Source organism: Chitinophagales bacterium (genome assembly GCA_040877935.1).
Lineage (GTDB): Bacteria > Bacteroidota > Bacteroidia > Chitinophagales > CAIOSU01 > JBBDNB01.
Map to the genome: position 1 here is coordinate 214345 of JBBDNB010000043.1, position 25299 is coordinate 239643.

General features: G+C 35.9%; 21 protein-coding genes. 10 read left to right on the forward strand and 11 right to left on the reverse strand.

Annotation, left to right across the window (positions count from 1 at the left end; translation table 11 throughout):
- Positions 1–100 precede the first annotated feature (100 nt).
- Positions 101–1345, forward strand: a complete 1245-nt coding sequence (locus WD048_11870; protein MEX0812905.1) for a hypothetical protein — start codon at positions 101–103, stop codon at positions 1343–1345.
- Positions 1346–1363: 18 nt separating this feature from the next.
- Positions 1364–2626: an SGNH/GDSL hydrolase family protein gene (locus WD048_11875; protein ID MEX0812906.1), complete on the forward strand. Its 1263-nt coding sequence runs from the start codon at positions 1364–1366 to the stop codon at positions 2624–2626.
- Here WD048_11875 and WD048_11880 read toward each other — a convergent pair.
- The 3 genes from WD048_11880 to WD048_11890 all read right to left on the reverse strand — a co-directional run bounded on the left by WD048_11880 (position 2616) and on the right by WD048_11890 (position 6233).
- Positions 2616–3776 carry a hypothetical protein gene (locus WD048_11880; protein ID MEX0812907.1) on the reverse strand — a complete coding sequence of 387 codons (1161 nt, stop codon included), beginning with the start codon at positions 3774–3776 and terminating at the stop codon, positions 2616–2618. The two genes, WD048_11875 and WD048_11880, sit on opposite strands and share 11 nt — an antisense overlap.
- Positions 3777–3807: 31 nt before the next feature.
- Positions 3808–5337 (reverse strand): hypothetical protein, encoded by a 1530-nt coding sequence (locus WD048_11885; GenBank protein ID MEX0812908.1) that lies wholly within the window; start codon positions 5335–5337, stop codon positions 3808–3810.
- A 311-nt stretch (positions 5338–5648) separates the two neighbouring features.
- Positions 5649–6233 (reverse strand): hypothetical protein, encoded by a 585-nt coding sequence (locus WD048_11890; GenBank protein ID MEX0812909.1) that lies wholly within the window; start codon positions 6231–6233, stop codon positions 5649–5651.
- A 1167-nt stretch (positions 6234–7400) separates the two neighbouring features.
- On the opposite strand from WD048_11890, the gene WD048_11895 reads away from it, so the two are divergent.
- On the forward strand, positions 7401–8426 hold the full coding sequence (locus WD048_11895) for a hypothetical protein (protein ID MEX0812910.1): 1026 nt from the start codon (positions 7401–7403) through the stop codon (positions 8424–8426).
- A 14-nt stretch (positions 8427–8440) separates the two neighbouring features.
- Positions 8441–9988, forward strand: coding sequence for a cobalamin-dependent protein (locus tag WD048_11900; protein ID MEX0812911.1), 1548 nt, complete (start codon positions 8441–8443; stop codon positions 9986–9988).
- Between the two features lie 42 nt (positions 9989–10030).
- On the opposite strand, the gene WD048_11905 is transcribed toward WD048_11900, so the two are convergent.
- Positions 10031–12574, reverse strand: a complete 2544-nt coding sequence (locus WD048_11905; GenBank protein MEX0812912.1) for a CotH kinase family protein — start codon at positions 12572–12574, stop codon at positions 10031–10033.
- Positions 12575–12659: 85 nt separating this feature from the next.
- Here WD048_11905 and WD048_11910 point away from each other — a divergent pair, with 85 nt between their 5' ends.
- On the forward strand, positions 12660–12908 hold the full coding sequence (locus tag WD048_11910) for a hypothetical protein (GenBank protein MEX0812913.1): 249 nt from the start codon (positions 12660–12662) through the stop codon (positions 12906–12908).
- On the opposite strand, the gene WD048_11915 is transcribed toward WD048_11910, so the two are convergent.
- Complete coding sequence (locus WD048_11915; GenBank protein ID MEX0812914.1) at positions 12905–14146, reverse strand: twitch domain-containing radical SAM protein; 1242 nt, start codon at positions 14144–14146, stop codon at positions 12905–12907. The genes WD048_11910 and WD048_11915 overlap by 4 nt on opposite strands.
- 84 nt (positions 14147–14230) lie before the next feature.
- Between WD048_11915 and WD048_11920 the strand changes: the two genes are divergently transcribed.
- The gene (locus tag WD048_11920) at positions 14231–15403 is read left to right on the forward strand and encodes a hypothetical protein (protein ID MEX0812915.1); all 1173 of its coding nucleotides are present in this window, start codon (positions 14231–14233) and stop codon (positions 15401–15403) included.
- Here the strand turns inward: WD048_11920 and WD048_11925 are convergent.
- The 5 genes from WD048_11925 to WD048_11945 all read right to left on the reverse strand — a co-directional run bounded on the left by WD048_11925 (position 15400) and on the right by WD048_11945 (position 20107).
- Positions 15400–15990, reverse strand: coding sequence for a hypothetical protein (locus WD048_11925; GenBank protein ID MEX0812916.1), 591 nt, complete (start codon positions 15988–15990; stop codon positions 15400–15402). The two genes, WD048_11920 and WD048_11925, sit on opposite strands and share 4 nt — an antisense overlap.
- Positions 15980–17449, reverse strand: a complete 1470-nt coding sequence (locus WD048_11930; protein ID MEX0812917.1) for a hypothetical protein — start codon at positions 17447–17449, stop codon at positions 15980–15982. Before WD048_11930 ends, WD048_11925 begins: the two co-directional genes overlap by 11 nt.
- A gap of 561 nt (positions 17450–18010) precedes the next feature.
- Complete coding sequence (locus WD048_11935; protein MEX0812918.1) at positions 18011–19426, reverse strand: radical SAM protein; 1416 nt, start codon at positions 19424–19426, stop codon at positions 18011–18013.
- Between the two features lie 104 nt (positions 19427–19530).
- On the reverse strand, positions 19531–19653 hold the full coding sequence (locus WD048_11940) for a hypothetical protein (protein MEX0812919.1): 123 nt from the start codon (positions 19651–19653) through the stop codon (positions 19531–19533).
- 46 nt (positions 19654–19699) lie between these two features.
- Positions 19700–20107, reverse strand: a complete 408-nt coding sequence (locus WD048_11945; protein MEX0812920.1) for a DUF4372 domain-containing protein — start codon at positions 20105–20107, stop codon at positions 19700–19702.
- A 116-nt stretch (positions 20108–20223) separates the two neighbouring features.
- On the opposite strand from WD048_11945, the gene WD048_11950 reads away from it, so the two are divergent.
- The 4 genes from WD048_11950 to bshB1 all read left to right on the forward strand — a co-directional run bounded on the left by WD048_11950 (position 20224) and on the right by bshB1 (position 24221).
- Positions 20224–21225 carry a hypothetical protein gene (locus WD048_11950; protein MEX0812921.1) on the forward strand — a complete coding sequence of 334 codons (1002 nt, stop codon included), beginning with the start codon at positions 20224–20226 and terminating at the stop codon, positions 21223–21225.
- Between the two features lie 773 nt (positions 21226–21998).
- Entirely contained in the window at positions 21999–22961 is a 963-nt protein-coding gene (trxB, locus tag WD048_11955) for a thioredoxin-disulfide reductase (protein MEX0812922.1), read from the forward strand.
- A gap of 39 nt (positions 22962–23000) precedes the next feature.
- A complete protein-coding gene (locus WD048_11960; protein ID MEX0812923.1) occupies positions 23001–23489 on the forward strand; it encodes a glutathione peroxidase in 489 nt (162 codons plus the stop codon).
- Positions 23490–23498: 9 nt separating this feature from the next.
- Positions 23499–24221, forward strand: a complete 723-nt coding sequence (gene bshB1, locus WD048_11965) for a bacillithiol biosynthesis deacetylase BshB1 (protein MEX0812924.1) — start codon at positions 23499–23501, stop codon at positions 24219–24221.
- 75 nt (positions 24222–24296) lie between these two features.
- Here the strand turns inward: bshB1 and WD048_11970 are convergent, their stop codons facing one another.
- Positions 24297–25289 carry a type IX secretion system membrane protein PorP/SprF gene (locus WD048_11970; protein ID MEX0812925.1) on the reverse strand — a complete coding sequence of 331 codons (993 nt, stop codon included), beginning with the start codon at positions 25287–25289 and terminating at the stop codon, positions 24297–24299.
- Positions 25290–25299 lie beyond the last annotated feature (10 nt).

A 25299-nucleotide genomic window follows, 5' to 3' on the forward strand; every position in this document is an offset into this window, starting at 1 on the left:
ATTTATTTGGAAAAATACTTTTGATTATGAGGCAAGCCTCGAAGCACCCGTCTGCTTAGTCGGGCAGGTTTAAATCTCGATTATCGAGTAAATAAATAAAGTGAATAAGTTTTCAGATATACTCACAAAGCAGTTAAAAGTCAAGGTTCCGGTTTGGGTTTTGATTCTAATTCCGCTAATTGCCTATTTGGTATGGGAATATTATTGGTATTCACAGGTAGGATTAAGAGTTATAAAGTGGCATACCCATTTGATGTTGTTTGCTTATGTATGGGTTTTGGTATCAGTGTTGCTTTATCTGATTTTTGCCAGGAGCTTTCCTGAAATTTTCAAAAAAATAATGCTTGGATTCACTTCTGTTTTATTTGTACTGTTTTTGTTCGAGGTATTTCTATTGATAAGTGGTTACAACAAAACTTATTTGGAATTGGCAGGGGGTTATTATTTCAGTCCTTATGAACCGGAAAATGAGTCGCATTATCACACCTGGCCAACCAATAGCAATGAGCACTGGATTGAGAAGCCGGAATACAGGCATTGGCGCCCCACCAACACATTGGGATATCCTGATGAAGAATGGAAATTGGCAAAAGAAAAGGGAGAAATGCGAATTTTGGCGCTTGGCGATTCATTTACCGAAGGTGATGGTGCCCCATTTGATTCGAGTTATGTGGCAATATTAAGAAATGCTTATTTTACATCTGACGACTCCATAAGCATTATGAATGCCGGTGTATGTGGAAGTGATCCTTTTTTTGATTTTGAAGCTTTGAAAGACAAATTGATTGTTTATCATCCTGATGTGATTTTGCAAACTTTGAGTGCCCAGGATTTACTTACTGATATAATCATAAGAGGTGGCGAAGAGCGTTTTGTTGAGGATGGACTGAAATTTAATAAGCCTCCGTGGTGGGAGCCAATATATGCTGTAAGCTTTTTGAGTCGTTTTTATTTCCAAAATCTGGGATATACAGAATTGTTGAGGCAAAAATATTTGACTGAGTCTGAAATTTCACTACTGAATAAAAAGCTTCTGACTTTGTTTGAGGATTATCTTGGTTTTTGTGATCAACATGATATAGATCTCGTAATCATCCTTCGGCCCGATAAGGATGAGATCATAAATAAACAGTACAATTTTGATTTTGAGAAGATATTGGCTTATTTAAATCAAAATAAAAATGTAAAAGTCATTGACCTTCTTGATGCTTACCTGAAGTATATGGAAACTACAGATACCCATGTTGATCGTTATTTTTGGAAATATGATGGACATCACAACTCAAGGGGTTATGAGATGATGGCCAGATGTATTTTTGAAGAGCTAAATCCAATGTTCAATTAATACAGTCAAAAAAAGTAAATGAGTATTCTCAGGACATTGCTGAACAAAAAGTTAGTATTCAGAATTCCATATTGGCTCCCTGTTATTCTTGTTTTAATATCCTATTTAACCTGGGAAATATATTGGTATTTTAAGATGGGGCTGGGTTTTATAAAATGGCATACGCATTTGATGCTGTATGTTTATGTTTGGGTGTTTTGTATTGGCCTACTGTATTTGTTCCGGAAAAAATTAAGTTACTTCCGTGTGGAGAAATTTATATTGGCGCTAAGTGCAGTGCTGATAAGTTTATTTTTTATTGAATTACTCCTGCACTTGACCGAAGTAAATAAAATGAGTTCTGAGAAATACAAGGGTGCATATATCAGCCCAAATACCATTCATAGCGAATCAGAGTATCATACACATTCTACTGAAATAGATGAATATTGTGCAATTACATCGGAGTTTCATTATTGTAAACCCGTAAATTCAATGGGCTTTGCAGATATTGAGTGGCAGATTGAAAAGCAAATTAATGAAATAAGACTGATTACATTAGGTGATTCATTTGTAGAAGGGGCTGGAGCTCCTTATGATGCCAGCTACCCAGCAATTTTACGGAAACTGTTGAGCGCAAAGCCAGATTCGATCAGCATCATGAATGCTGGGGTTAGTGGCAGCGATCCCTTTTTTGATTTTATGAATTTGAAAGATAAACTGATTCCGTATAAGCCAGATATTGTTGTGCAGATTATAGGCTCTAATGATTTAGATACAGATGTAATTATGAGAGGTGGAATGGAGCGTTTTACTAATAAAGGCCTTCAATATGAAGATACTCCGTGGTGGGAGCCTTTGTACGCAATTAACTATGTAAGCCGGATTTTCTTTGAATTTGCAGGGTACAATGAAAACCTGACAAATAGTGATCTAAGCCAAGCAGATATGAATCATTTGAACGAGCAGCTTATTTCACTTTTTAAAAAATACATTGAGCTGGGTATCAAAAAAGATTTTAAACTTGTAATCGTATTAAGGCCCGACCCTGTTGAGATGAAAATCCAGCATTATACTTTTGATTTTTCACCTTTTATTGAGTTTTTGGACAAAAATGAATCTGCTGAATTCTTTGATTTATTACCAATGTACACCACTTATATTCAAGCAGGAGAAGATGACTACAAAAACTACTATTGGCCGGAAGATAGGCATCACAATTCAAAAGGTTATGAGATGATGGCCAGGTGTATATACAAAAAACTGGCTCCAATTCTTGATTCTCAGAGTACTATTCAATAATGTTTGCCTCTGTAAGCGCTTTTCTGAAATCAGCATACATACTTTTGGCAAATAAAGAAACACCATCATTATTCCAGTGGGCATCACCTTCAATATTTATCTTTTGCTTGGTATTCAACATGCAGGATTGAAAAGCTTTGTCATCCAGGAAATGGCTGTTTAATATTTTGGCAAAGCCTTTTGAATTTTGGTGGTTGGTGAGGAATGACAAGGTTAAAACAGGGATATCAAGCTTTTGGCAATCTCGGGAAAGGTCATGTATCAATTGTCTTTGTTCAGGAGTGAAAAAACCGGGTTGTTCTGCATGAGCTGTTTGAAATATTTCAGGGTATTTAAATTGGAAAATCAACTTTCGGATCGTTTGTTTAAAAGCATCATATAAATAAGCTTTTATTTTTCTTTGAGGCATCCAGTTGCCTTGCACTATTTTGTTTACTTCATGATTGGGCAATACCAGGTAATTTTCAAGGAAAATAGGGTTAAGCGTATCTTCGTAAACGGGATTTAGAGCAGGATCCCATGTTAGGTTTCTCCCTACTGCAAAAGCATATTTGTCATCAGAAAGTATGTGATCATTTCCCCACATAAATTTTCTATCAAGATTATCGCCCATTATTGCAAAAACAATTCCGTCAAGTTTGAAATTGTTTTTCAGTATAATGTTCTTTACAATACTGTGCCAATTGCCCAACCCACCCCCATCCAGTGAGAAATTCATAAGTAAAATGGAGTCTTCAGACTCGATGTTCAGGCTATCTTCTATGATTTCTACCCAGCTTTTATTGGTAAATTGTGAAGCTGTGAAAGAATCTCCAAGTATGGCAATTCTTGTAATGGCTGTATCTTTTGGATTAATTGGAAAATCCCTTTCATCAGGAAACCCAAAATTATTGCCCTGCATCATCCCCATTGATTCGAGCTTTCCTTCAGAAGTAACTGCACCAAAACGCGAAGGTGTTTTTGAAATTTTATAGCCGATATACGGATTAAAAACAATATTATTTCCCGGATCACTGGCTTCGTGAAACCATAGTGTTTTTTTACCAACAAAGTGATTGATATAAAGGTATGAATAGGCCAGTTCTGCAATGATATAAGAAAATACCACAGACATTAGCAGCAGTAATAAATTTGTTTTGAGTTGGGTCATTGTTCAATCATTGTTGTGTTTCATCAGTGTTTTATTCAATATCCAGGTAAATGTATTCACTTTCTTTAATTTTGTAATATTTAGTATTGAGTTCGTCAATACCTGTGGTATCGGCACTTTGTTCCAATATCAGATAGTCTTCAGGTATTTTCATATACTTCCTGATACTGTCATCCGGGGCATAAATCACATGAATAGAGGAATCGTATCTCAAACTCGATAGTACCAATATATCCTGGTACACATGGTCTAGAACCGGAATATCCTCATCTAATTGAGATCGGGAAATAATTGCTTTGGAAATTTCATTTGCCCTGCAGGAATCAATGATGGTATTGGCTTGCTCAATATATGCATCACTTATGGCTCTGATATTGTCAATTATAATAAAATTAAGAATCATGGAAATGAGTGCAACAGGAGTTAAGAACTTAATTGCTTTGCTCAGTTTATAAGCAGGTAATATTATAAGTAGTAGTCCAGAAAAAGCAATAATTCTCAAGGGCATACCCCAGGTATCGTGTGCAATGGTACTGTAGTTGTTGCTTAGTAATGTGTAGACTGGCTTGATTTCCATGCCCTTGAAATCCATAACCGAATACAGCAAAATCGAATAGATGAACAGTGATGTGCTATAAACCAATAAAATTTTTAACTGCTTGTTTACAGTTAAATAGATTACTGTGACAAATATTGACAACGTAAAAAACAATCTGCCATGAAAAAGATAAACCACAAGATTGATAAATTCATGTTTGCCTTCAGCAATCAATTTGTTGAAAGAACTATCTGATAAAATCCAGGCTCCACCAATATATGCGACTAAAATTATTGCAAGAGCAATTAAAAAATAGGGTGTAATATATACGATGGGTTTAAATTTATAATACAGATAGCCTAATAATGCAGCTATAGCCATAAAAATGACCAGTAAAATCCAATTATTATGCAATAAGAATTTAATAGTTAAGAATGATGTTTTTATATAATTTAATTCGTAGTGGTTTATAAAAAACAATTTGTACAATATAAATGCAGTGCCAATTATTGAGAATGTGATAAAGAAATTTTTGTGTGCTACAAACAGTTCTTTTTTTGACACATACATCAATGCCAGTATAGCTATCAGGCATATCGTAATAAGCGGGTGAGAGCGGATGGTAAAAAAGAGAATAATCAATGAAAACAGGTAGTTTACATACCTTTTATTGGTATATTCAAGGTTATACAACGTACTTATAAGCAATATAATAATTGCTGAGCCCGGCAGTATTTCTGCGGCAATTAAGAAATAACTGTATGGACTTCCACTTATTTGAACAAAGAGGTATAATAGTGCAGAAAATGGGTCTTTCAACAAAGCAATAATCACAATAAAAATCAAATAATATAGCAGGTACACATTGATTACATATGAGATCATCACTTGCTTTAATCCTGCACCGGCCTTAGCCATTAAAACCGGAAAAATTTGTTGCAAATACATTACCTCTCTTTGCTGTGAAGCCGGAAACCATTCATTGTTTGTTATATTAAAAATAAAGGAACTAGCATCAATCATGAATTTTTCCTGGAAATAGCAGATAGAATATGCTGTAGTTATGATGAAATAAACTGTTCCCAGTAGAAAAATTTGATAAAGCCCTTTTTGATTATGCCAGTTTTGCAATTTGTGTTGAATTTACAATAATGAATATACTTATCCTGCAATATACCTTTGTGAAATTCTTGTTGTCATCAGGCAGGTGCTACGACTTGAAATTACTTCAATATCTGATATTACACTACGCTTTTCAAATTTAATTTCTAATTTGGATAATGCATGGTTTTTTACAGGACATTTGCAGGCTATGCCATAAAAACATTGGATTTTTATTCTGAAATGGTTTCGAAGTCAATTTTGTGATAACGATCTTTTTGTAAATTGTAGTAGGTTTTATTGAGCTCACTGTGCTTAACAGGTTCGTTGTACTCTTCCAGTAATAATTGATCAGCTTTAATATATTCATACCTGTCTGTAGTTTCTTCATTATTGTAGATCACATGGATACTACTATCATGATTTAAATTGGAAAAAATCAATACATCGTGATATACATGATCCATCAAGGGGATATTAGAGTCAAGATTGTCAACATCAATAATAGCTTTGCTGATGTCATTTTGAATACAATAATCTATGATCTCTGTAGTTTGCTTGATATATGATGTGCTTACAGCTTTAACTTCATGAATGATTATAAAAGTATAAGTTGTATAGGCCACAGTAAAAGCATAAAAGTAAGCTCTGTATTTTAAGTAGTTAAAATGAGGGAAAATCAACAGGAAAAAGGTTGAAAAAACAATGATGCGAAGTGGAATACCCCATGTATCCTGTGTCAAGGTTAAATAATTATCATTTAATTTCGGGAAAAAATCATCTAAACTTATTGAGCTGAAATTTATAACTGTACTCATTAAAATGGCATAAATGAAAAAAATACCTGTATAGAGTGCGAGTATTTTATATTGTCTTTTTGCCAAAAAAAAGAAAAGAGAATAAAAGGAGCAAAAGGTAAATAGCATTTTCCCGTAAAAAAGATAGACAATGAATTTGCTATTTTCAGAAAGTACGTTGATATCGAGTTGTGCATACTCGAATAACACTTTCAATAAAGGGCTAAAGCACAGGCTAATGATTATCGCAAATAAAATGCCCGTAAGTTTATAATCTGTGAATATTCTCGTTTTAGAAATATAGAATATAATTAAGCCACTTATTGCAGTCCATGCCAAAAAATGTATGTTGTTTATGGGGTATATTATTTTGTCTAAAATAGAATAAATTGATACTGACATGTAACTTTTATCGTAATTATTTATGTAGTAAAATTTATTAAATAAAAGTATTGCTAAAAATACTGCCAGTGCTGTATATAATTTTTTATATTTTGAAAATTGAAGCTTTTGTGCTGAAAAAAGAATAGCTAAAATAGAAAACAAACAAATGGTTACAAGGGGATGGGATCTGATAGTAAAAAACAGCAAGACAAATGTCGATATGTATAAAATATTTTTATGCTTGAATTTATCTATCCGCATTAATGTACTGAGCAAGAGAATCATTACAGCACACCCAGGTATTAGTTCTGCTGCGATAATAAAATAACTTACCGGGTTGGCGCAGATTTGAATAATCATAAATAACAAAGCAGAATAGACATCTTTTAAGAAAAATACAATAACTGAAAAAATTAGAAAGTACAACAGGTAAATATTAACTATATAGGAGATCATGACCAGTTTAAGGCTTAGGCCAAGATTACTGAATAGAACAGGTAAAATTTGTTGTAAATAAACAACCTCTCTTTGCTGGGGAGAGGGAAACCATTGATCATTGCTTATTTTGAAAATAAATGAAGTGGCATCTATCATGAATTTTTCCTGATAGAAATATATGGAATATGAAGTAGTGAATATGAAGTAAACTGCTCCAAACAAAAAAATATGTGAAAGTGTATTTTTACTATTATTGTATGTATCCAACTTTTTGGGGTTTAGCATTCTATTGAAACATCAACAAAATTCAAGTCCTGCGAAAAACATTTGTTTTATTTTCAAATTTAGTTTTTAATTTCAGTAATAATGAAAAATACATTTTTCGCGCTTGCTGTATCCGGTATATTATTGTTATTACTGGAAACCGGCAGCTTTATTTACTTGTGGTCGGTCGATGATCAAAAAAAATTCTTAGTTAATATTGAGAGTTCCCCCCAGGTATTTATAGACTATTTTGCATTTGACCAGTTTGATCCATTGCTTGGATGGTCAATGTCATACGATAATGTCAAAGCCTTGGGGTTTGAGCTTTATCATAATGCCGTTTTGCTAAATGGAAAAGAAAATAGTTGTGATAGGCCCTTGGTTATATATATAAGTGGTGGCTCTGCTACAGATATGACATTTGACAGGGATAACTGGCCTAAATATTTACATGAGTTATTGGATGAAAACCAATATTGCAGCAAAATTTATGTTGGAGCAGTAGCAGGATACAATAGCGGACAGGAACTCCTTAAGATCATCAGGGACAGGCACAAGATTGAGCCTGATATACATCTTTCCTACTCAGGTGCGAATGAGCCGACAAATGCAGGCTATACAACAGAGTACGAACATTTGTTTTATACTTCAAATGTAGAATCCCAGGCTCCTATATTCTTGCCCAATACCATTTATTTACTAAGAAATTTGTTGTTTCCTTCTGAGTTTAATGTTAAAGCATTTGAGCAAGTTGATCCTATTGTTTTTTGGGAAGACAATATGAAAAATATGCAGGCATTATCAATTCAGCATAAGTATTTTTATATTGGACTTCTGCAACCCGTGTATGGTTTTGGCAGTGAAAATAGCAGTGGTGAAATACCTGAAAATATAATGAACAAACATTTAAAAGATTATCAGTCATTTTATCCAGCAGCAATGGACATTGCTGATAAATATGGTTACCTTTATGATCTAACAGCGGCTTTTTCCCACTTAAGTGAAGAAGTTATTTTTAAAGATGATTGTCATTTAATGAACAGCAGTTATCAAAAAATTATTGCAAAAGAGGTGTATCAGTTAATTTTACCGAAGTTGGAAAAATATAAAACGGAAGCAAAAGAATAAATAGAATACCAAGCATGAAAATTTGCCTTATAAAGCCACCAATACTTCACAAAGGTGCATCCTTTGCGCTGATGCCCACACCACCTTTGGGTTTGGCTTATATTGCAGGTGCTTTAAAAAAAGCAGGAATAGATGTCCAGGTGATTGATGCAACTGCAGAAGGGGTAAATAATATTGAAAAGTTCAGGGAAGGAATTTTTGTTTTTGGCCTCAATAAGTATGAGATAGTCAGTAGAATTGACAAGGATGTTGATGTCATTTGTTTTTCATTTATGTTTACCAACAACTGGATGTATGGGCGTGAACTTATTGCAGAGGTGAAGAAGTCTTTTCCAGGGCAAACACTCATAGCCGGAGGTGAACATGTGAATGCTGCTCCTGAATATTGTATGAAGCAAGCCAAAGGACTTGATTATATTGTATTTGGAGAAGGGGAGGAGACGATTTTGGAATTGCTGGAAGTTGACAGGAAAAAGCGGAATATCACTAAAGTTGACGGCATTGCATATCGCAATGAAGAAGAAATTATCTGTAATATCAAAAGAAAAAGGAAAAATGATATTGCTGAAATAGTTTGGCCTGCATGGGAGCTTTTTCCTGTAAAAAAATACTTTGAAAACAGGATGTCGCACGGTGTTTTTCGGGGGGATACCCTTCCGGTGATGGCATCAAGAGGCTGTCCCTATGCCTGTACATTTTGTTCCAGTCCGCAGATGTGGGGCAGAAAATACCAGGTTCGCCCACCAGCAGATTTTGTGGATGAACTGGAATACTTGTATAATACTTATGGTGCGGTAAATTTCGATCTCTTTGACTTAACAGCCATTATATACAAGGACTGGATTATTGAAATGTGTCAGGAGATTATGAAGCGCGGCTTGAATATCACCTATCAGTTGCCTTCAGGAACGCGCTCTGAAGCAATCGACTATGAAGTAGCTACTCATCTCTACAAATCGGGTTGTAAGAATATTACCTATGCACCGGAATCTGGTTCAGAAACAGTATTGAAAGCAGTCAAAAAGAAAGTCAAGATCCAAAATATGCTGGACTCCATCAGGTATTCCTGCAAAGCGGGCATGAACATACACCTGAATATGATCATAGGTTTTCCAGATGACCAGCACAAAAATATATTTGAAACACTATGGTTTTTGTTGAAATGTAGTTGGTATGGTGCCAATGATGTAGCTATTGCTGTATTCACACCCTATCCCGGTAGTGAACTATTTGATAGGCTTACAGAAGAAGGCAAACTTAATATCTATGATGACAAATGTATTGAAGAGATCATAGACTCTTATGATTTATGGCCAAGTAAAGTGTATTCAAACAATATAAGTGCAGCCTGGATAAAGTTTTATGTATTCCTTTTGCTGATATCGTTTTATTCTTCTAATTATCTCTTTAGACCCATAAGATTGTTCCGTACGCTTAAGAATTTGCTGTTCAATAAACACGAATCCAGGTTAGAACAAATTCTTTACAAGAATTTTATAAAGAATGTGTTGAATATATTTACCATTTCAAGAATTTCCCGTACGGAAGATGCGAAAACATAAACAACTGAGCTCTTAAATAATTATCGAATTCGATTTAAAAGACTATTCTTTTCCTGCAGGAACAAATATCGCCTTGATATCTGCTGTATTGCTTTTAAATGTGAGTGTAGCTGAAGCCTCGTTTTCAGATATGCCTTCCCAATGCGAAAACTTGAATCCTGCTTTGGCCACAGCTGATATAGTTACGGGAACATCCCTGAAATATTTTCCTGACCATGGATATACCGGTTTTTTGATTCCGGCAGTAGTTGCATCTATTTTGATCGAATTTATTTTTATGTACCCATGTGATGTATCCGATACATTTAAATGGATCAAAACATCATCCTGTAGTTGAAAATATTCCTTTAAATGATTTCTTTGTATTGCGGGTCTTTGTACTACATAATTTTTGACTTTTTTGATTTCAGATTTCCATTTAGATATGGATAAGTCCGGGAATGACCATTTCCTATAATGTTCCTGCATAGGAGCTTCCATCATTTGTTCTACAGAATCAATAATGCCCAGTGTTCTTTCAGGATCAAAAGCAGTATTGAGCAGGTCACAAAATCTGTTGATGAATTTCAGTTTGAAATCATCATTGTTTAAAAATGGATAGAAACTTATAGTATTCCATTCTGCTCCCGTTGATAGAATATTGTAATTCACTGCATAGTCAAAGCTATCAGTATAATATTGCATATGCATCCCCAGCCCTTCATCTACATCAAACATTATCCACCTCCATTTTCCATCAAGAGTACCAGCAGCTTTTTTTAAAACAGCTTCGGGTTTTACTCTCCAGGCCCTGCTGTTTCTTTCCGGCCAGTCGCCATTTCCTACAAATATATTGGCAATGCTATAGTCAATCAGGTTTTGAATGTCAATCCTTTCACTGGCATATTCATAATGTGATGCTATGCTCAAGTCCTTATCAATTACATAATCTTTTAGGTTTATAAATTCAATTGTACTGCTGTCAGTGATATTATCTAAGTCAATAGGTTCTTTCACTAAAATGATATCCTCAGTGTTTGCATTGTGATGTTGTGCTATATAATGTTTGTCTTGTCGCTCCCTGATATTATATACGCCAAAATACTCAGCATTGATAAACAATATGGCTGGTTGAAAACCCTGTATATCAAAATTTAATGGTTTTGAAATAAGGTGTACAATGGGGTCTCTCAGGTAGGTGCTGAATTGGTCATCCCCTCCATTTCTGAGTATTAATCTTTTGTAGCTCTTGATTTCATTACCATCAAAAAAACCGTGCTTGAGCCTGCTTTTGCCATAGGCATTTTTGGCATAGATGCGAAATGATTTTAAAGGATACATTCTGGAATTTCCGCCCTGAATTCTCAAACCTATAATTTGATTGATATTGCCTGTATCGCTATTGGAGTCAAAATATTCAATGTTTGCCCTGTATTCTGCTTTTTTGCCTCTTCTGTGATAATTTGCATCATTAAAGGAAAGAAATTCGTTATCCGGATTTTCGGTCAGCCACTGGTCAAAATCAATTCCCGGTGTGTATATCCCATCTTCATATCCGATCAGTTGATCTTCCTGGATACCCAGAGCAACTATTGGTAGCAATCTTTGTCTTGCATCAGGACTAACAAAATAGCTGTTGCTAGATATTGGGCACGGAATAGAACTATCCTTAACGGCAATAGCTCTTACAATAGTGCCTTTGAAAAGCTCAAGGTTGGGTTTGTTGAATTTTGCATTTTTGAAAAGGCCGAGAAGATTTAAAAGTTCGATCAATAATTCAGGAGGACTACTACTCACTTTGTCAAATGTTGTGGGATCAGAATTTGAGTTGTTCTTAATTAAAATGGGTTGATCGTACTTATAGGTTTTGTAGGTTCCTGTCAGGGTGTTATTTTCACTCTTTTTATTCAGGTATGAGGTTTTATAATGAAATGTTCTGCCCTCGGTATTAGAAGGCGAGGGTTCTGAGCCATCAAGGGTATAATATATTGTAGCATCAGTATCTGAATGCTTCAGGGATAAATAAAAGGAATCACTGTAAAACCCGCCTTTATGAGAGAATTTAACTTGCTCCAGGATTTCATTATATGCTGAGGAAGTATTTTCACTTCCCGGTGTAGGTTGTTTGAAGTATTTATAGCTGGAATCAGCACTTTCAACTCTACCATAAGAAATGTCGGGCAATAATCTTACCGGCTCAATTCGGTCAATGCTTTTTCCTTGCTTATCGGTCAATAACAAAATTTCTCCTGATGCATTTATTTTCCAGTTGCAATGCAGTTTTTTACCTGGGGTGCTTTTGTTTTTTCCTGATGCAATGATCAGTAAATAAGCACTCGGTTCAATTGTGGTGTCAGGGAAAGTCCATTTAAATGGTTTTTCCAGATCATCAGACAAGCCATACCCCGATAAGTTGACAGCCTCATTTCCTGGATTGTAAATTTCTATCCAGTCCTGGTATAAAAGTTTTGAATCAGTGGTGTTGGATGATACGAACTCATTGATGAGCGGTGCAGGTTGCGTTTTTGTGCAAGAGCTCAATATACAAACAGCAATAAATGTAAATACAGTGAAGCATACAAACATTATTTTTTTCCGGTAGGGCATATTATAAATTTGTTAACTTGAGCCAAATTATTGAAACCCGAAGCTAATTGATGATTAATTTTTGGTACAATTATAACAACATTACATGAGATATGTGCTTAATTTTTTATTGTATATCCACACCTCTCCCAAAGTTCAATTGTTTTGGATTGTTATTTATTGGATCATTTCCCATGGCATAAAATTAGGTTTGATATTTGTGATACTCAGAAGCAAAAATTATTCTGATATCATAGGTCTTGGAGCAATGGGATTGTTTGCCTGGCTGATATATCACGATATTCGTGTTACACAGATTGGCAGGCGAATTTTGAAAAAAATAAGACAGGGTTAAAACTGCAATTCTTTTGGCTTGTATTTTTTGATCACTTCATAAAATTCAGGGAATACTTCTTTGAAATTTTCATTCCTGTATTTATCATGCCGGGCTATGTGCCTGAAAAACTCAGTAAAATCCCTTTCGTCATGAGCATTTAGAAAAGCGATCAGGCTGTCGATGGTCTTGGTGCGCAGCTCATCCATTTCATACGAAGTGCTGACATACTTTTTCAACCTGTCTGTTATAAGTTCTTTGATATCATGCGGTATAAGTGATATGGAAAGTTCCCAGGGCATATAGACTAAATTCCAGAAAACCGGCAATCCCGGGAAATGCTTGTTGAAAAACTCAAAATATTCAGGGAAATAGTAGATGTTCATGGTATTTACCGAGCAGCAGATTTTACACTGGATTTGATCATCGCCACTGTATCCCCCGTGCTTGATAAACTTGTGCAGATTTTCAACCACCTGCTCCCATCTGCCACCGCTGCGCTGGTATTCAAAGCGCTTGCCTATATCGTCAATGCTGAAATTGAGATACACATTTTTGAATTGCTTGAAAAGCCTGATCAATTCTTCATTGTAATAAGTGGTATTGGTGTTGATCAATAGCGATATATGCCCAGCATGTCCTGTTTCCACACAGTAGCGCATCAGTTCAATATTCTCTTCACTCATCAGGGGCTCTCCGCCAAAGAAACCTATTTGTGTGAAATTGGGCACCCAATCACGTATAATTTTTTGATTTTCAGGAGTCATATTAAAATGAATTTCTCCATCCACTCCATACACATCTTTGGCTTCTTTTACCCATCGTGATGATGCGTGCGACCAGCAAATTCTGCATTTTAAATTACATACATTGCTGGCATTGATCTCTACCCGCATGGGTGAAACTGGTTTTTCAACCTGCGATTCGGGAATATCATAACCATAGGAATCGTAGCGCATGGGTTTTAAACCCATAGCCTGTTCTTTCCAGCACTGCACGCAACCTTTGTGACGGATGTTGTTCTTGAAATTGTGACGCAGTTCCTGCATGTAATCCGAATTCCAGGCCTCTTTGATATTGAAATCCTTCGCATTGATCTCTTTTCCATTGTGCGTGATAAATCCTGTGTGGTGACTACAGGGCATGTATTTACCATCGGCTGAAAGCAATACCTGGAAAAAGGGATAATAACAAAAGTCTGTTTTGTCAGGATCTCTCTTTACCGTTTCTTTCTTTTTCCTGAAGAATTTCGTCAGCATATCATTAATATTTCGGTACTATACAAAACTATGGTATTTTTGATGGAATGAACACTCTGATTATAGAAATAAAAACACTGCATTTTGAGGTATAAGATAATTAAGTTTTTGGTATTGTTATTTGTTGTATTTAAACTCTTTCAGCTTTTTTATTTTCGGGAATCCAACTTTTCAACAGCAGTTGTTTTTTACTTTCTACCCGCTGTTTTGGTATATGTACTGTACCAAAAATTTAATTTATCACGTAGATTTTCATTTTCAGCATTGATCTTTATTGTTTCGCTTTTTATTGCTGAGTGTTTTTTGCGATTTGTTTTACAGTATCCACAAACTTATACAGAGCAAAATGGTGCAGGGTATATCAGCCAATTCAAGGTGCCGAATAATCTTTTTGGAAAAGATAACAATACCACATTTCAATTTGAACCTTTTGAAATGAGAAATTACGATTCCCCCGAGTTTGATTATCCTCCTGAAAAAATGAATGAATATGGCTTCCGGGGAAAGGTGCCATCAGCAGATAAAAAAATCATTCTTGCCCTGGGTGATTCCTTTACCGAGGGAATTGGCGCGCCTGCTGACAGTACTTATCCCTATTTGCTAAATCAGTTAATTAATGGACATGACAGCAATTATGCGGTTTTTAATGCCGGAACAGCCGGTAATGACCCTTTTTTTGATTTTACGATGCTTAAAAAGCTACATCAAAAAATATCATTTCACGAGGTTCTTTTTCTGATCAATACTTCAGATGTGAATGATGTGGTAATCAGGGGAGGTATGGAAAGGTTTGTCGATAATGGATTGCAATACCGCAAAGCCCCTTTTTGGGAGCCCTTTTATGCCGTGAGCTATGTGTTCAGGTTATTTGCGCATAATTTATTTGATTTAAACTATAATTTGATGACTTATGAAAAAAATGATCGGTTGAATTTAGAGGCAGTTGAACTTATATCAGTATTGTTTAAAGATGAAATTGTTCCCTTTACAAAAGAGAATGATTTGAATGTGAAAGTAGTCTTACATCCCTTTTTTGCCGAATTCGAAAATCCATATCATATATACGATTCCCTTAGTTCAAAAATGTCCAGAATAGAGGGGTTAAATTTTTACGATAGCAGATCCGATATCATTGATCGCATCAACAAACCTGAAGAAATATACTGGATGAATGATGCGCATTTTAAGCCGCGGGGCTATGCTATGCTGTCCAGGCTTATTTTTAAAAACATGTATAGGGATAGCCTGGAAAATTAATTCATACTATCCGATATGGTTTTTGAATTGTAATACTCAATCAAAAATCCATCAATGTTTTTTATGGCAGTGATTTCCGGCAATGGAAATTCATTCCTCTGTGTTAGATCAAACTTATAGCTGTGCAGTGTATCAGTTTTAAGATCAATGTTTTGATTATTTGTTTTAGGCAGAAAATAGATTTTTGAATGTTTCTTGCCTGAATTATGGGTCAAAAAAGTAGAGTCTGATAAATCAAATAATTCCTGCACAAGGAAAAGCATTGCGCTGTCTCTTTCATATGTTTCAAAATTATTTTGAAGCTTCTTCCAGTAGTTGTCTGTTGTGCGATTGGCTGTATGCAACTGATACAACAGTATATCATAAATTTCATCCCCGTTTGAGAAAAATTGATTGAATTCTTCCTTTTTGAGAAATGCGGAACTACCACTTATTTCAGTTATTGGCATCATCCTGAAACCGGGGGCGATATAGTCGCTTTTGCTGTATTCAGACATGTCAAATGTGTGGCTTGCCCGGAAAATTGTCAATGCCAGCACAAAGAGTAAAATGGCGACCAGCCCAATATTGTATTGTTTATTGCTCATCTAAATTTTTATTAAAGATGATCTCCTGCACTTCAAAATATTCCTCATAAGCATCGTTCCAGCCTGAACCCCTGTAAGGTGCTAAATCCACAAAACTGTATATGGTTTTTGGTTTGTGCTCAAGTGGATCAATCCAAACGCGGGTGTTCGAATCAGCAGATTTGAATTTACTGATCCTGTCCTGCATTTCGAGGTGGTAGCCGTATGCCCTACCACTCAGCAGATCATCTACAGCAGTTTTCCATGCGGGACTATAGGGTATGCATATTATTATAAATACTGAGATCAATGGTTTTAGCTTCGCAAAATGGTAATGGTTAAATTTCCCTTTGATTTTTGGGCGAATATAGCTGAAAGCAATATAAAGCATTGTAAACCATGAAAACAGAAAGACAACATAAATGCTGCTAAAAAGTCTTTTGGGATAGAATTGACCTGCGTCATCTCCAAGCGACCAAAAATAAGGAAATGCCAAAACATGTAATGTAATTATTATAAATATAATAGCAATAACAACATGTGAAAGTTTCAACTTTTTAAATGGCGTATTATCATTTTCTGATTTAGGCAATAAAAGAATGAAATAAATAGAAGCAAGCACCAGCAGATAGTTTCCGGAAATAAAATCCAGAAACGCTCCATTGGATACCACAATGCAGTTTTTTACCGCACTAAAAAAGCGTTCGGTGTTTATGGGCATTGGGTTTTGGTTGAAATAAACCCTTATTCCCGGAGCTGATATGTGTAAATAGGCAGCTGAAAATGCTGATGCCAGTAAAATGGCAGTTTCTTTTTTTTCCGGTTTGTTTAGTTTTATTTGATAAACAAATAATAATAGAAGTGAAAAAAGAATTATGCCAATAAATATTTCAAGACTTCCAATAATAGAGTAAACAAGAAAAATGCTGAATATAATAAGGGATAATTTCTTTAATGAGTGTCTTGTTTTATTGATGTGTATTATTGTCGCAAATAAAAGTAAACTGCCAATTACAGGAGGGGTGTAGATACCGCTCATTATATAATAATAAAAGGCTGAAACTGTGGAAGGGGTATTATAAATACATAAAATAAATAGTATAATACTAATACTGAAAACAGTATGTTTCTGTTTATTGAAAACACCTGTTGAATGGATAAAAAAAACAATGCTTATAAAAAGGAGTACAAAAAGAATGATTGGAAATAATTTGTACAAGAAAAATGAATGGAAGACCAATGGATGAAGACCAAATAATATTGCTGTAAAAAAACGTCCATCCCAGGTGAGGTATAATTCCCTGATATAACCAAAGAAACCAAATTCCTGTGCCAAAACCACTTCTGCATAGTCTTCAGCTCCGGGGTAGTTGAAAAAACTGATAATGATAAATGGCGCAATAAAGAGAAGAAAGCCTAAACTTAATAATGAAACACAAAGAGCAGTTAAACGGGGTTTATCTTTAATTAAACGGTTCAATGTATTAGTTGTATTAAGTTTAGAATACTAATTTATACATATAGGTAGTTTGTACTGCAATTTGCAGCTCCCTATAAAATGAATTAAAAGTGAGGAATTAATCTATAAAAACAAAACAGCAAACATAAATCAATTGGGATTTAATATTTTTGAGTTATTGATTTGATTTCAGGCTGAAATACTTGCCTTCTGCAAGCAGGGATTTTCTAATGCATATTCCGGGTTAAAGTGCTTTGACAATAATTTGAGTAAAATCATCAAACTGAATTCATACCCTGCTAAAAATATAATTATAAACTACAATTATTATATTTCAGATAACTATAGCTATGAAAATTTCATTAAGTAGAAGGCTTGACTATAGATAACATGACAAATCAAGAGAAATAGAAGTATGGGGTTATCCAAATAATGTGAGTAATTTTATCGATTCTTGTAATCACAGGGCTTTAATGATTGCAGAAGAGAGTGATACCTATCAAGCGTCTTTACACAGATTTTATAAATTTTAGACACTAATTGAAAAATTAAATATTTTAAATAAACACATGTTGTTAATTGTCAGAAAAAGTCTTTTCTGACTTGCTGACGAGTACTACTTCCAATATAATTTAAGAATGCATATGTATTATTGAGCAAATCTTTGTGGTTTACAAATACATTATCGTTGATCGTTTTAATAATGGTTTTATAATTAAAATAAAATTTTCTGAAAAAATATCTCTGGAATTTATAGGCATTTTCATTCAATCTTTCATCCTTAAACTTATTGACATATGGAAATATTGAAAATTCAACATCATCTTTCATTCGTTCATAAAGCAAAGTACCTGGATAAGCAATTAATTCTCCTATCGTAATAAAGTTAAAATCAGCTTTAAGAGCGAAATCAATACTTTTATCTACATCTTCTTTTGTTTCAATGGGAGCACCAACAATAAAAAAGCCCATAACCTCAAAGCCTATTGATTTGCAATACTTGATGTTTTCAAGAGCCTCATTTACTTTAATATTCCTTGAATAAAAATCCAGTATTCTTTGACTACCTGATTCCATTCCTATATATAATCTTGAGCAACCAGATTTTTTCATCCACTCCAGCATTTCCTTATCTAAAGTATCTGGCCTGGTAAGACAAGACCATTTAAGGTTTATACCTCTTTCAATCAACAACTTACAAAATTCAATAACTCGCTTTGGGACAGCCGTAAAGGTATCGTCAATAAACCTAAATGACTTAATATCAAATAGATCAATGTATTCCTGGACCTGAGCAACCATGTTTTCTGGACTTAAGGCAGTTAATTTTTTCCCAAATGATTTAATACAATAATTACATTGATATGGACAACCCCTTGCACTCTGAATCAAACCATAGGGCTTTGGAAAAAAAGGTTCTCCATATAATTGGTTTTTAAGCAAATCAAAGGCTGGTATGGGCAATTCATTAGGGTCGGGTATCCGGCTCACTCCCTTTTGATGAATAGGCACGCCATGCTTTCTGTATGATATGCCTTTTATAGTTTCATATTCGATTTTCCCTTCCATGGCATTAAGTAATTCTGAAAAAACGATATCAGGTTCTCCATGTATTACATAATCTACATTTATATTTTCCAATGTTTCTTCTGCAAATACAGTAGCGTAATGACCAAATAATATAAAGGGGGTATCTGGAAATTCGGATTTTATTTCATCAATAGCCGCCATATCCTCTTCAAAACATTCAAACCCGCAAATACTGATAATGAACTCAGGCGCAATTGTTTTAATTTTCTGGTGTAATTCCGGCTGTTCTATATTCTCAGCAATAGCATCAATCAGAACAGGGTCACCACAATTCCACCCTCTGTAAATGGCGGCTAAACTCAACAATTCAATAGGTTGAAATAAAAAAGTAGGTGATTTATATGAGCACATATAGCGCCTCATAATTCTTTGCCTGTTGGGAAGATTAAGAAATAAAGCTCTCTTCATTGTTATAATTTCTCAGATTAAACAGCTATAACGGCTTTGTATTCACCAAATATATGCTTATTTGCAGCCACATTCAATGAAATGAACCTGAAACTTCAAATGCCTTAGTTTGGTTTAGCCAATCTCTCGCTTTTTATAAATGTCACTATTGAACCTGCAAATAGCTTATGTGCATAAGCATTAGGGTGGCTGTCTTTAGGTTGGCAACTGTATTCTTTGTTTTTCATAATTTTCGAAAAGTCTATAGTGTATAACCCATTTCTTTAGCAAAACTCAAGTACTTGCCTGTTTGGAAAAGGATACGTTGTCGATCCGGCTGACCGGCAAAAACGGCCCGAAATGTTTGAGCAGCAGAAAATAGACATCCTTGAAGAACTCGTTGTCCCGCCCCCTGGACCCGTCTCCTGCCGTGCTTTTTGCCGGTGCCGATCCCAGCCCCAGGTGGTTGAGCTTCCCGGCCAGGGCCCACATGCCATCGCATGTTTCCCCCATTGAATCGCAATGCCCTAATATGCCGAAGAGCTTGGTCAAAAGCTGTGTCCAGGAATCAAAGGTCTTGTAGTACCTGTCGGACTTGTGCTGCCTGACCAGTAGGTCAAACTTGTTGCGGGTTAACAGGTCGATGACCTGTTTGAAGACCGGCTGACCTACTAAATGTTTTTCAGTATTTTTGTTGCTCATATTTTGTGGTTGTGGAAAACCGAAATATGAGAAAAAGAGGGGCGGTAAACAATGCTGCCCCTGTGTCAGGGATTGAACTGAATTTTAGCTATTGGTGCTGAAGCAAAATTGTATGAATGAAGCAGTTGTTTGTAATATTTACCTCTTACCTGTTTATTGAGTTTATCATAAGGTTCTCGCTTTCTATATTATATCCGGCTGAGTTTTTCCAACCATGGAAAATAATATATCAATACTATCCTCAGGCATTAAAAATCAGTGAAGAATACGCCACATCTGATAGGCAACAAAATAAAATCCTGATCTTATCATCTTCGGCTCTAACTGATGAATGGGGAGGCTTTGAAAAAGTTCTTGAAGAAAAGCTCAATGAGAATGCCAAAGACTGGCAGGTTTTTAATGGTTCAGGAGTTGGTTTTACCTCACTTGATAATCTCAATACTCTCCAACTTCTCAATGATCTTAAATTTGATTACCTGATCTATTATAATTCTATAAATGATGCGCGTTTAAATAATTGTCCACCGGATGTATTTGAATCTGATTACACACACATTCGATGGAACAATGAAGTGGCAAGTATTATGCGGCATAAAGAGATCAATATCACTGTCATTCCATTTGTGCTTGATTTCTTAGCTCAGAAACTGCGACAGAAAATTTTTGACCAGGATTTTATTCCTGATAATTACAAAGACCGCCCAGACTGGCAAAAATATGGGAGTGATTTTAAGTCATTAAAGAGTTTTGATAAAAACTTGAGTAAAATCATTAAGCTAAACCCATATCCGGCTAAAAATATAATTATAGACTACAATTACTATGTTCCAGATAACTATAGCTATGAAGATTTTATTAATAAAAGGCTTGACTATAGATATCATGACAAATCAAGAGAAATAGAAGTATGGGGTTATCCGGATAATGTGAGTAATTTTATCGATTCTTGTAATCACAGAGCTTTAAAGATTGCAGAAGAGACTGCTAACACGCAATTTTATTCTGTAAAAAATAGGCTTAGCAGCTCAGCTTTTTTTGCTGATATATGCCATTATTCGGAAAAAGGAATAGATTCACTTGCCTTTTTTGCTTCTATAAAAATAATTCACGATAAATAACTAATGTATATTAAGTACAATACATTTATTTATTTTATGAATGATTCACATATAGAACCTCAATACCAGCCTTATTTAGCAAATAAAATTGCTGAATTGCTATTAAATTCGAATGAAAAATAAAATTGCTGATGATGAGTGCATTTATAAGATTTCTTTTTGAGTACAAAAAATGGTGGTTACCTCCTGTTTTGGCCGCCTTTTTAATAATATTTTTATTGATACTTTTTGCTAAAGAAGAAAGTGCTAATCCTTTTATTTATCCAAAGTTTTAATTTGGAGTGCTATTTAGTGTCTGTAGTAAACATGTTTATTTTACCGAATGTTATCTTGTCATAAAAAATCAGCCTTGCATTTTGCTGACCTTGCAAGCCGGAAGCACTGCGAGGGTTGCGGATTTTTGCCAAATTCCATTCTAATGACAATAGACATATAGGTCTCAATGACTTTGGATGTTCCCCGCTGCTGTAATTGTCGCGCTGCCAATGAATAGAGTTTTATTGTACCATCTTTCAATTAAGCTTAAACATATAAAAAAGCATCTTTTTTATTTTTAATTTCAATCAAGGTGTATATTGTGGCTGTATTCCATTGAGTGTCTATTCCATTAATTCTCTAATCTTCCAGTCAACCAGTCAACAAACCAACTAATCCACCCATGTTGATAGAAGTATTTGATAAGGCATTGCTTAATTTTATACCTTTATTATTGCTGAAACTAAACAAAGTGCCTTAGCTTCTTATTAATATTGTCTTAAAAGAAATCAAATATCATGAGTGAAGAAAGAGAAAAAGTAAAACTATTGATTATCGGATCGGGCCCAGCGGGCTATACAGCAGCTATTTATGCTTCGAGAGCGAATCTTGAACCGGTTCTGTACCAGGGTATTGAGCCCGGTGGTCAATTGATGATCACTACAGACGTGGAAAATTACCCCGGTTATCCAGATGGTGTACAGGGGCCGGCAATGATGGAAGATTTCAGAAAGCAAGCTGAGCGTATGGGTACCGATATTCGTTTTGGAATGGTTACCAAAGTGGATTTTTCAGGAGATAGCCATATTGCTGTAGTTGACGATAAAAAAGAAATAGAGGCGGATGCGGTAATTCTTTCTACAGGAGCATCGGCCAAGTGGCTGGGCATTCCTTCTGAAAAGCGATTGAACGGCAGTGGCGTTTCTGCCTGTGCTGTATGTGATGGATTTTTCTACAAAGGGCAGGATGTGGCTATTGTAGGTGGTGGAGACACAGCTTGTGAAGAAGCACTTTACCTTTCCAATTTGTGCAATAAGGTATATATGTTTGTCAGAAAAGACGAGATGCGTGCTTCCAAAATTATGCAGGAAAGGGTTTTTGATGCTAAAAACATTGAGGTTTTCTGGAATACCGAAACCGATGAAATCCTCGGAGATCAAGTGGTAGAAGGCGTGCGGGTTTTTAACAATCAAACAGACGAGAAAAAAGAATTCAAGATTCAGGGCTTTTTTGTAGCCATTGGCCACAAGCCCAATTCCGATATTTTTAAGGATTATATTGATGTGGATGAGCAGGGCTATGTTCGTGTTGAGCAGGGCACTACCCGAACCAATGTAAAAGGTGTTTTTGCATCAGGGGATTTAATGGACAAGATCTATCGTCAGGCGGTAACTGCTGCGGGCACTGGTTGCATGGCCGCTCTGGATGCCGAACGCTATGTGGCAGAGAAAGTACATGCTGCATCTAAGGTGAAGGCATGAACAGTTTAGCATGGCATATGTTATCTGAATAAAAATATTATGGAAAAGAGCATTCACGATTTTAAAGTAAAAGATGTTGCGGGCAATGATGTTGACCTTGCAGATTACAAGGGCAAAGTTTTATTGATCGTAAATACAGCATCGGAATGTGGTTTTACACCGCAGTACAAAGGCATGGAAGAAGTTTACCGCGAATTCAAAGACCAGGGCTTTGAAGTGTTGGCTTTTCCATCAAATGACTTTATGGGGCAGGAGCCGCTGGAAGGTATGGAAATCCAGAATTTCTGCGAGCGCAATTATGAAACTACTTTTCCTGTTTTGGAAAAAGTACATGTGAAAGGCAAAGAGGCCCATCCGCTTTTCCAGTTTCTTTCCAATAAAAAACAGAATGGGAAAGTGAATTCTACACCCAAATGGAATTTTCACAAATACTTGGTGGATAAGGAAGGCAATGTGCAAGATTACTATTACAGCATTACCAAGCCAGAATCAGGTAAGGTAAAAAAGGCCATTGAGAAATTACTTTAAATTATTTGAATGAAAGTCGATATACTGGCTTTTGCCGCCCATCCCGATGATGTAGAATTGAGTTGCTCAGGAACGATTGCAAAACATATTGCAATGGGTAAGAAAGCAGCCGTAGTGGATTTTACCCAGGGCGAGTTGGGCAGTAGGGGTACAGCGGAATTGCGATTAAAAGAGGCCGCAGCTTCAGCTAAGATATTGGGACTTTCTGCCCGGGAAAACCTGGGATTCAGAGATGGTTTTTTTAAGAATGACGAGCAACATCAATTGGAAGTGATTAAAATGCTGCGCAAATACCGTCCGGATATTGTGCTGGCAAATGCACCCTACGACAGACATCCAGACCATGGACGTGCGGCAAAGCTTGTGGAAGAATCCTGTTTTTATTCCGGCCTGAAAATGATCGCAACAGAAATTAACGGCCAAAAGCAAGAAGCCTGGCGCCCGCGGCTAGTGTTGAACTACATACAATCCGTTTATCACAAACCTGATCTTGTAATGGATATTTCCAGTCAGATGCAAACTAAATTGTCTGCTATAGCTGCATTCAGTTCGCAATTCAACACCGGAAAATCCTCAGACGAAAAAGAACAAACTTTTATTTCCACTCCCCAGTTCATGGATTTTATCAAAGCACGTGCTTCTGAATACGGACAATTGATAGAAGTGCAATATGCAGAAGGTTTTTTGAGCAAGCGTTATTTGGGGGTAAAGGATTTGACGGGATTGATATAATGATTGAATTCGATAATTATTTAAGAGCTCTGAGCAATAAATAATTTCCGAGCTCTGGTTAATGGGTATGATTGCTCAAAAATCAATAATAGCAGGGCGGAATTCCTTTTTGCGGTAAATACGATCTCCGGGTCTTCCTATACTTTGGATATGATCGCTCAGGAACATCAGTGTTAGGGAAAATTCATGGGATCCGGAGCTGTACTGGCGAATATCCGATAAAATGGCATCATAGGTATAGCCAAAGCGAAATACATTTACCTGGAAACCTGCACCGACAACAACCGCATCCAGGTGTCTGTAGCCTACTGTAGCCCAGTATTTTTTCTTGTAGAGAAAGCGGTTTTGTATGTCAAATTGAAAGGGAGTAGCTTCAATCATTCTGAAAATTACCGAAGGCTGGTAGTTGAAATCCGAGTTGATTTCCAAGTTATAACCACCCATTAAATAATAAGTTCTCACAAGGTTATTGATTATCCCAAGCGATGCATTTGACAAATCTGTTTTTGACTGAATCAGATTGTAAACCGATAATCCGGCATAGTATTTATTGCCATCGTGAAAATAAAGTCCGGCATGAGCATCTGGGATCAGGCTATGATCATAACCTCTTAAAATGGCCTGGTCATCGGGTTCGAAAGTGGTGAGTACTGAGTTGTCCACCCTGCTTTGGCTCAGGGAGCCTGCAAGGCCAAAAGATAGTACTTTTCCCCTGTCGCGCGGCCCTCTGTTTTTTGTAAGTTGTAAATGATAGGTGCCGGCCACATTAATGCCTATTCTGCGCGTGGGGCCTGCTGATTCGTTGATGATCAGTCCACCAAGCCCCATATTGTATCCGACATATCCATGACTGTATAGCACCTGGGCAACAGGTGCGTCTTTTATGCCCATCCATTGGCGTCTTGCACTGATATGTACCGGGACGTACTCTTTGGCACCGGCAACGGCAGGGTTTATGGCAAAATCATTAAAAACATGCTGCGACCAGAGTGTTCTCTGCTGCGCATTTGTATCGAATGCTGCAAGTAGCAGTAGGATTATAAGGGAGTGAACAATACAATTTTTCATCACATCTGGT

What these genes read in the sequence shown, in the direction of transcription:
- WD048_11875 (MEX0812906.1), top strand. Translation starts at nt 1,364, where the DNA reads ATGAGTATTCTCAGGACATTGCTGAACAAAAAGTTAGTATTCAGAATT.
- WD048_11900 (MEX0812911.1), top strand. Translation starts at nt 8,441, where the DNA reads ATGAAAATTTGCCTTATAAAGCCACCAATACTTCACAAAGGTGCATCC.
- WD048_11945 (MEX0812920.1), bottom strand. Translation starts at nt 20,107, where the DNA reads ATGAGCAACAAAAATACTGAAAAACATTTAGTAGGTCAGCCGGTCTTC.
- trxB (MEX0812922.1), top strand. Translation starts at nt 21,999, where the DNA reads ATGAGTGAAGAAAGAGAAAAAGTAAAACTATTGATTATCGGATCGGGC.
- WD048_11950 (MEX0812921.1), top strand. Translation starts at nt 20,224, where the DNA reads ATGAAGCAGTTGTTTGTAATATTTACCTCTTACCTGTTTATTGAGTTT.
- WD048_11925 (MEX0812916.1), bottom strand. Translation starts at nt 15,990, where the DNA reads ATGAGCAATAAACAATACAATATTGGGCTGGTCGCCATTTTACTCTTT.
- WD048_11935 (MEX0812918.1), bottom strand. Translation starts at nt 19,426, where the DNA reads ATGAAGAGAGCTTTATTTCTTAATCTTCCCAACAGGCAAAGAATTATG.
- WD048_11885 (MEX0812908.1), bottom strand. Translation starts at nt 5,337, where the DNA reads ATGATTGATGCTAGTTCCTTTATTTTTAATATAACAAACAATGAATGG.
- WD048_11915 (MEX0812914.1), bottom strand. Translation starts at nt 14,146, where the DNA reads ATGCTGACGAAATTCTTCAGGAAAAAGAAAGAAACGGTAAAGAGAGAT.
- WD048_11905 (MEX0812912.1), bottom strand. Translation starts at nt 12,574, where the DNA reads ATGCCCTACCGGAAAAAAATAATGTTTGTATGCTTCACTGTATTTACA.
- WD048_11910 (MEX0812913.1), top strand. Translation starts at nt 12,660, where the DNA reads ATGAGATATGTGCTTAATTTTTTATTGTATATCCACACCTCTCCCAAA.
- WD048_11960 (MEX0812923.1), top strand. Translation starts at nt 23,001, where the DNA reads ATGGAAAAGAGCATTCACGATTTTAAAGTAAAAGATGTTGCGGGCAAT.
- WD048_11880 (MEX0812907.1), bottom strand. Translation starts at nt 3,776, where the DNA reads ATGACCCAACTCAAAACAAATTTATTACTGCTGCTAATGTCTGTGGTA.
- WD048_11890 (MEX0812909.1), bottom strand. Translation starts at nt 6,233, where the DNA reads ATGAGTACAGTTATAAATTTCAGCTCAATAAGTTTAGATGATTTTTTC.
- bshB1 (MEX0812924.1), top strand. Translation starts at nt 23,499, where the DNA reads ATGAAAGTCGATATACTGGCTTTTGCCGCCCATCCCGATGATGTAGAA.
- WD048_11940 (MEX0812919.1), bottom strand. Translation starts at nt 19,653, where the DNA reads ATGAAAAACAAAGAATACAGTTGCCAACCTAAAGACAGCCACCCTAAT.
- WD048_11970 (MEX0812925.1), bottom strand. Translation starts at nt 25,289, where the DNA reads ATGAAAAATTGTATTGTTCACTCCCTTATAATCCTACTGCTACTTGCA.
- WD048_11895 (MEX0812910.1), top strand. Translation starts at nt 7,401, where the DNA reads ATGAAAAATACATTTTTCGCGCTTGCTGTATCCGGTATATTATTGTTA.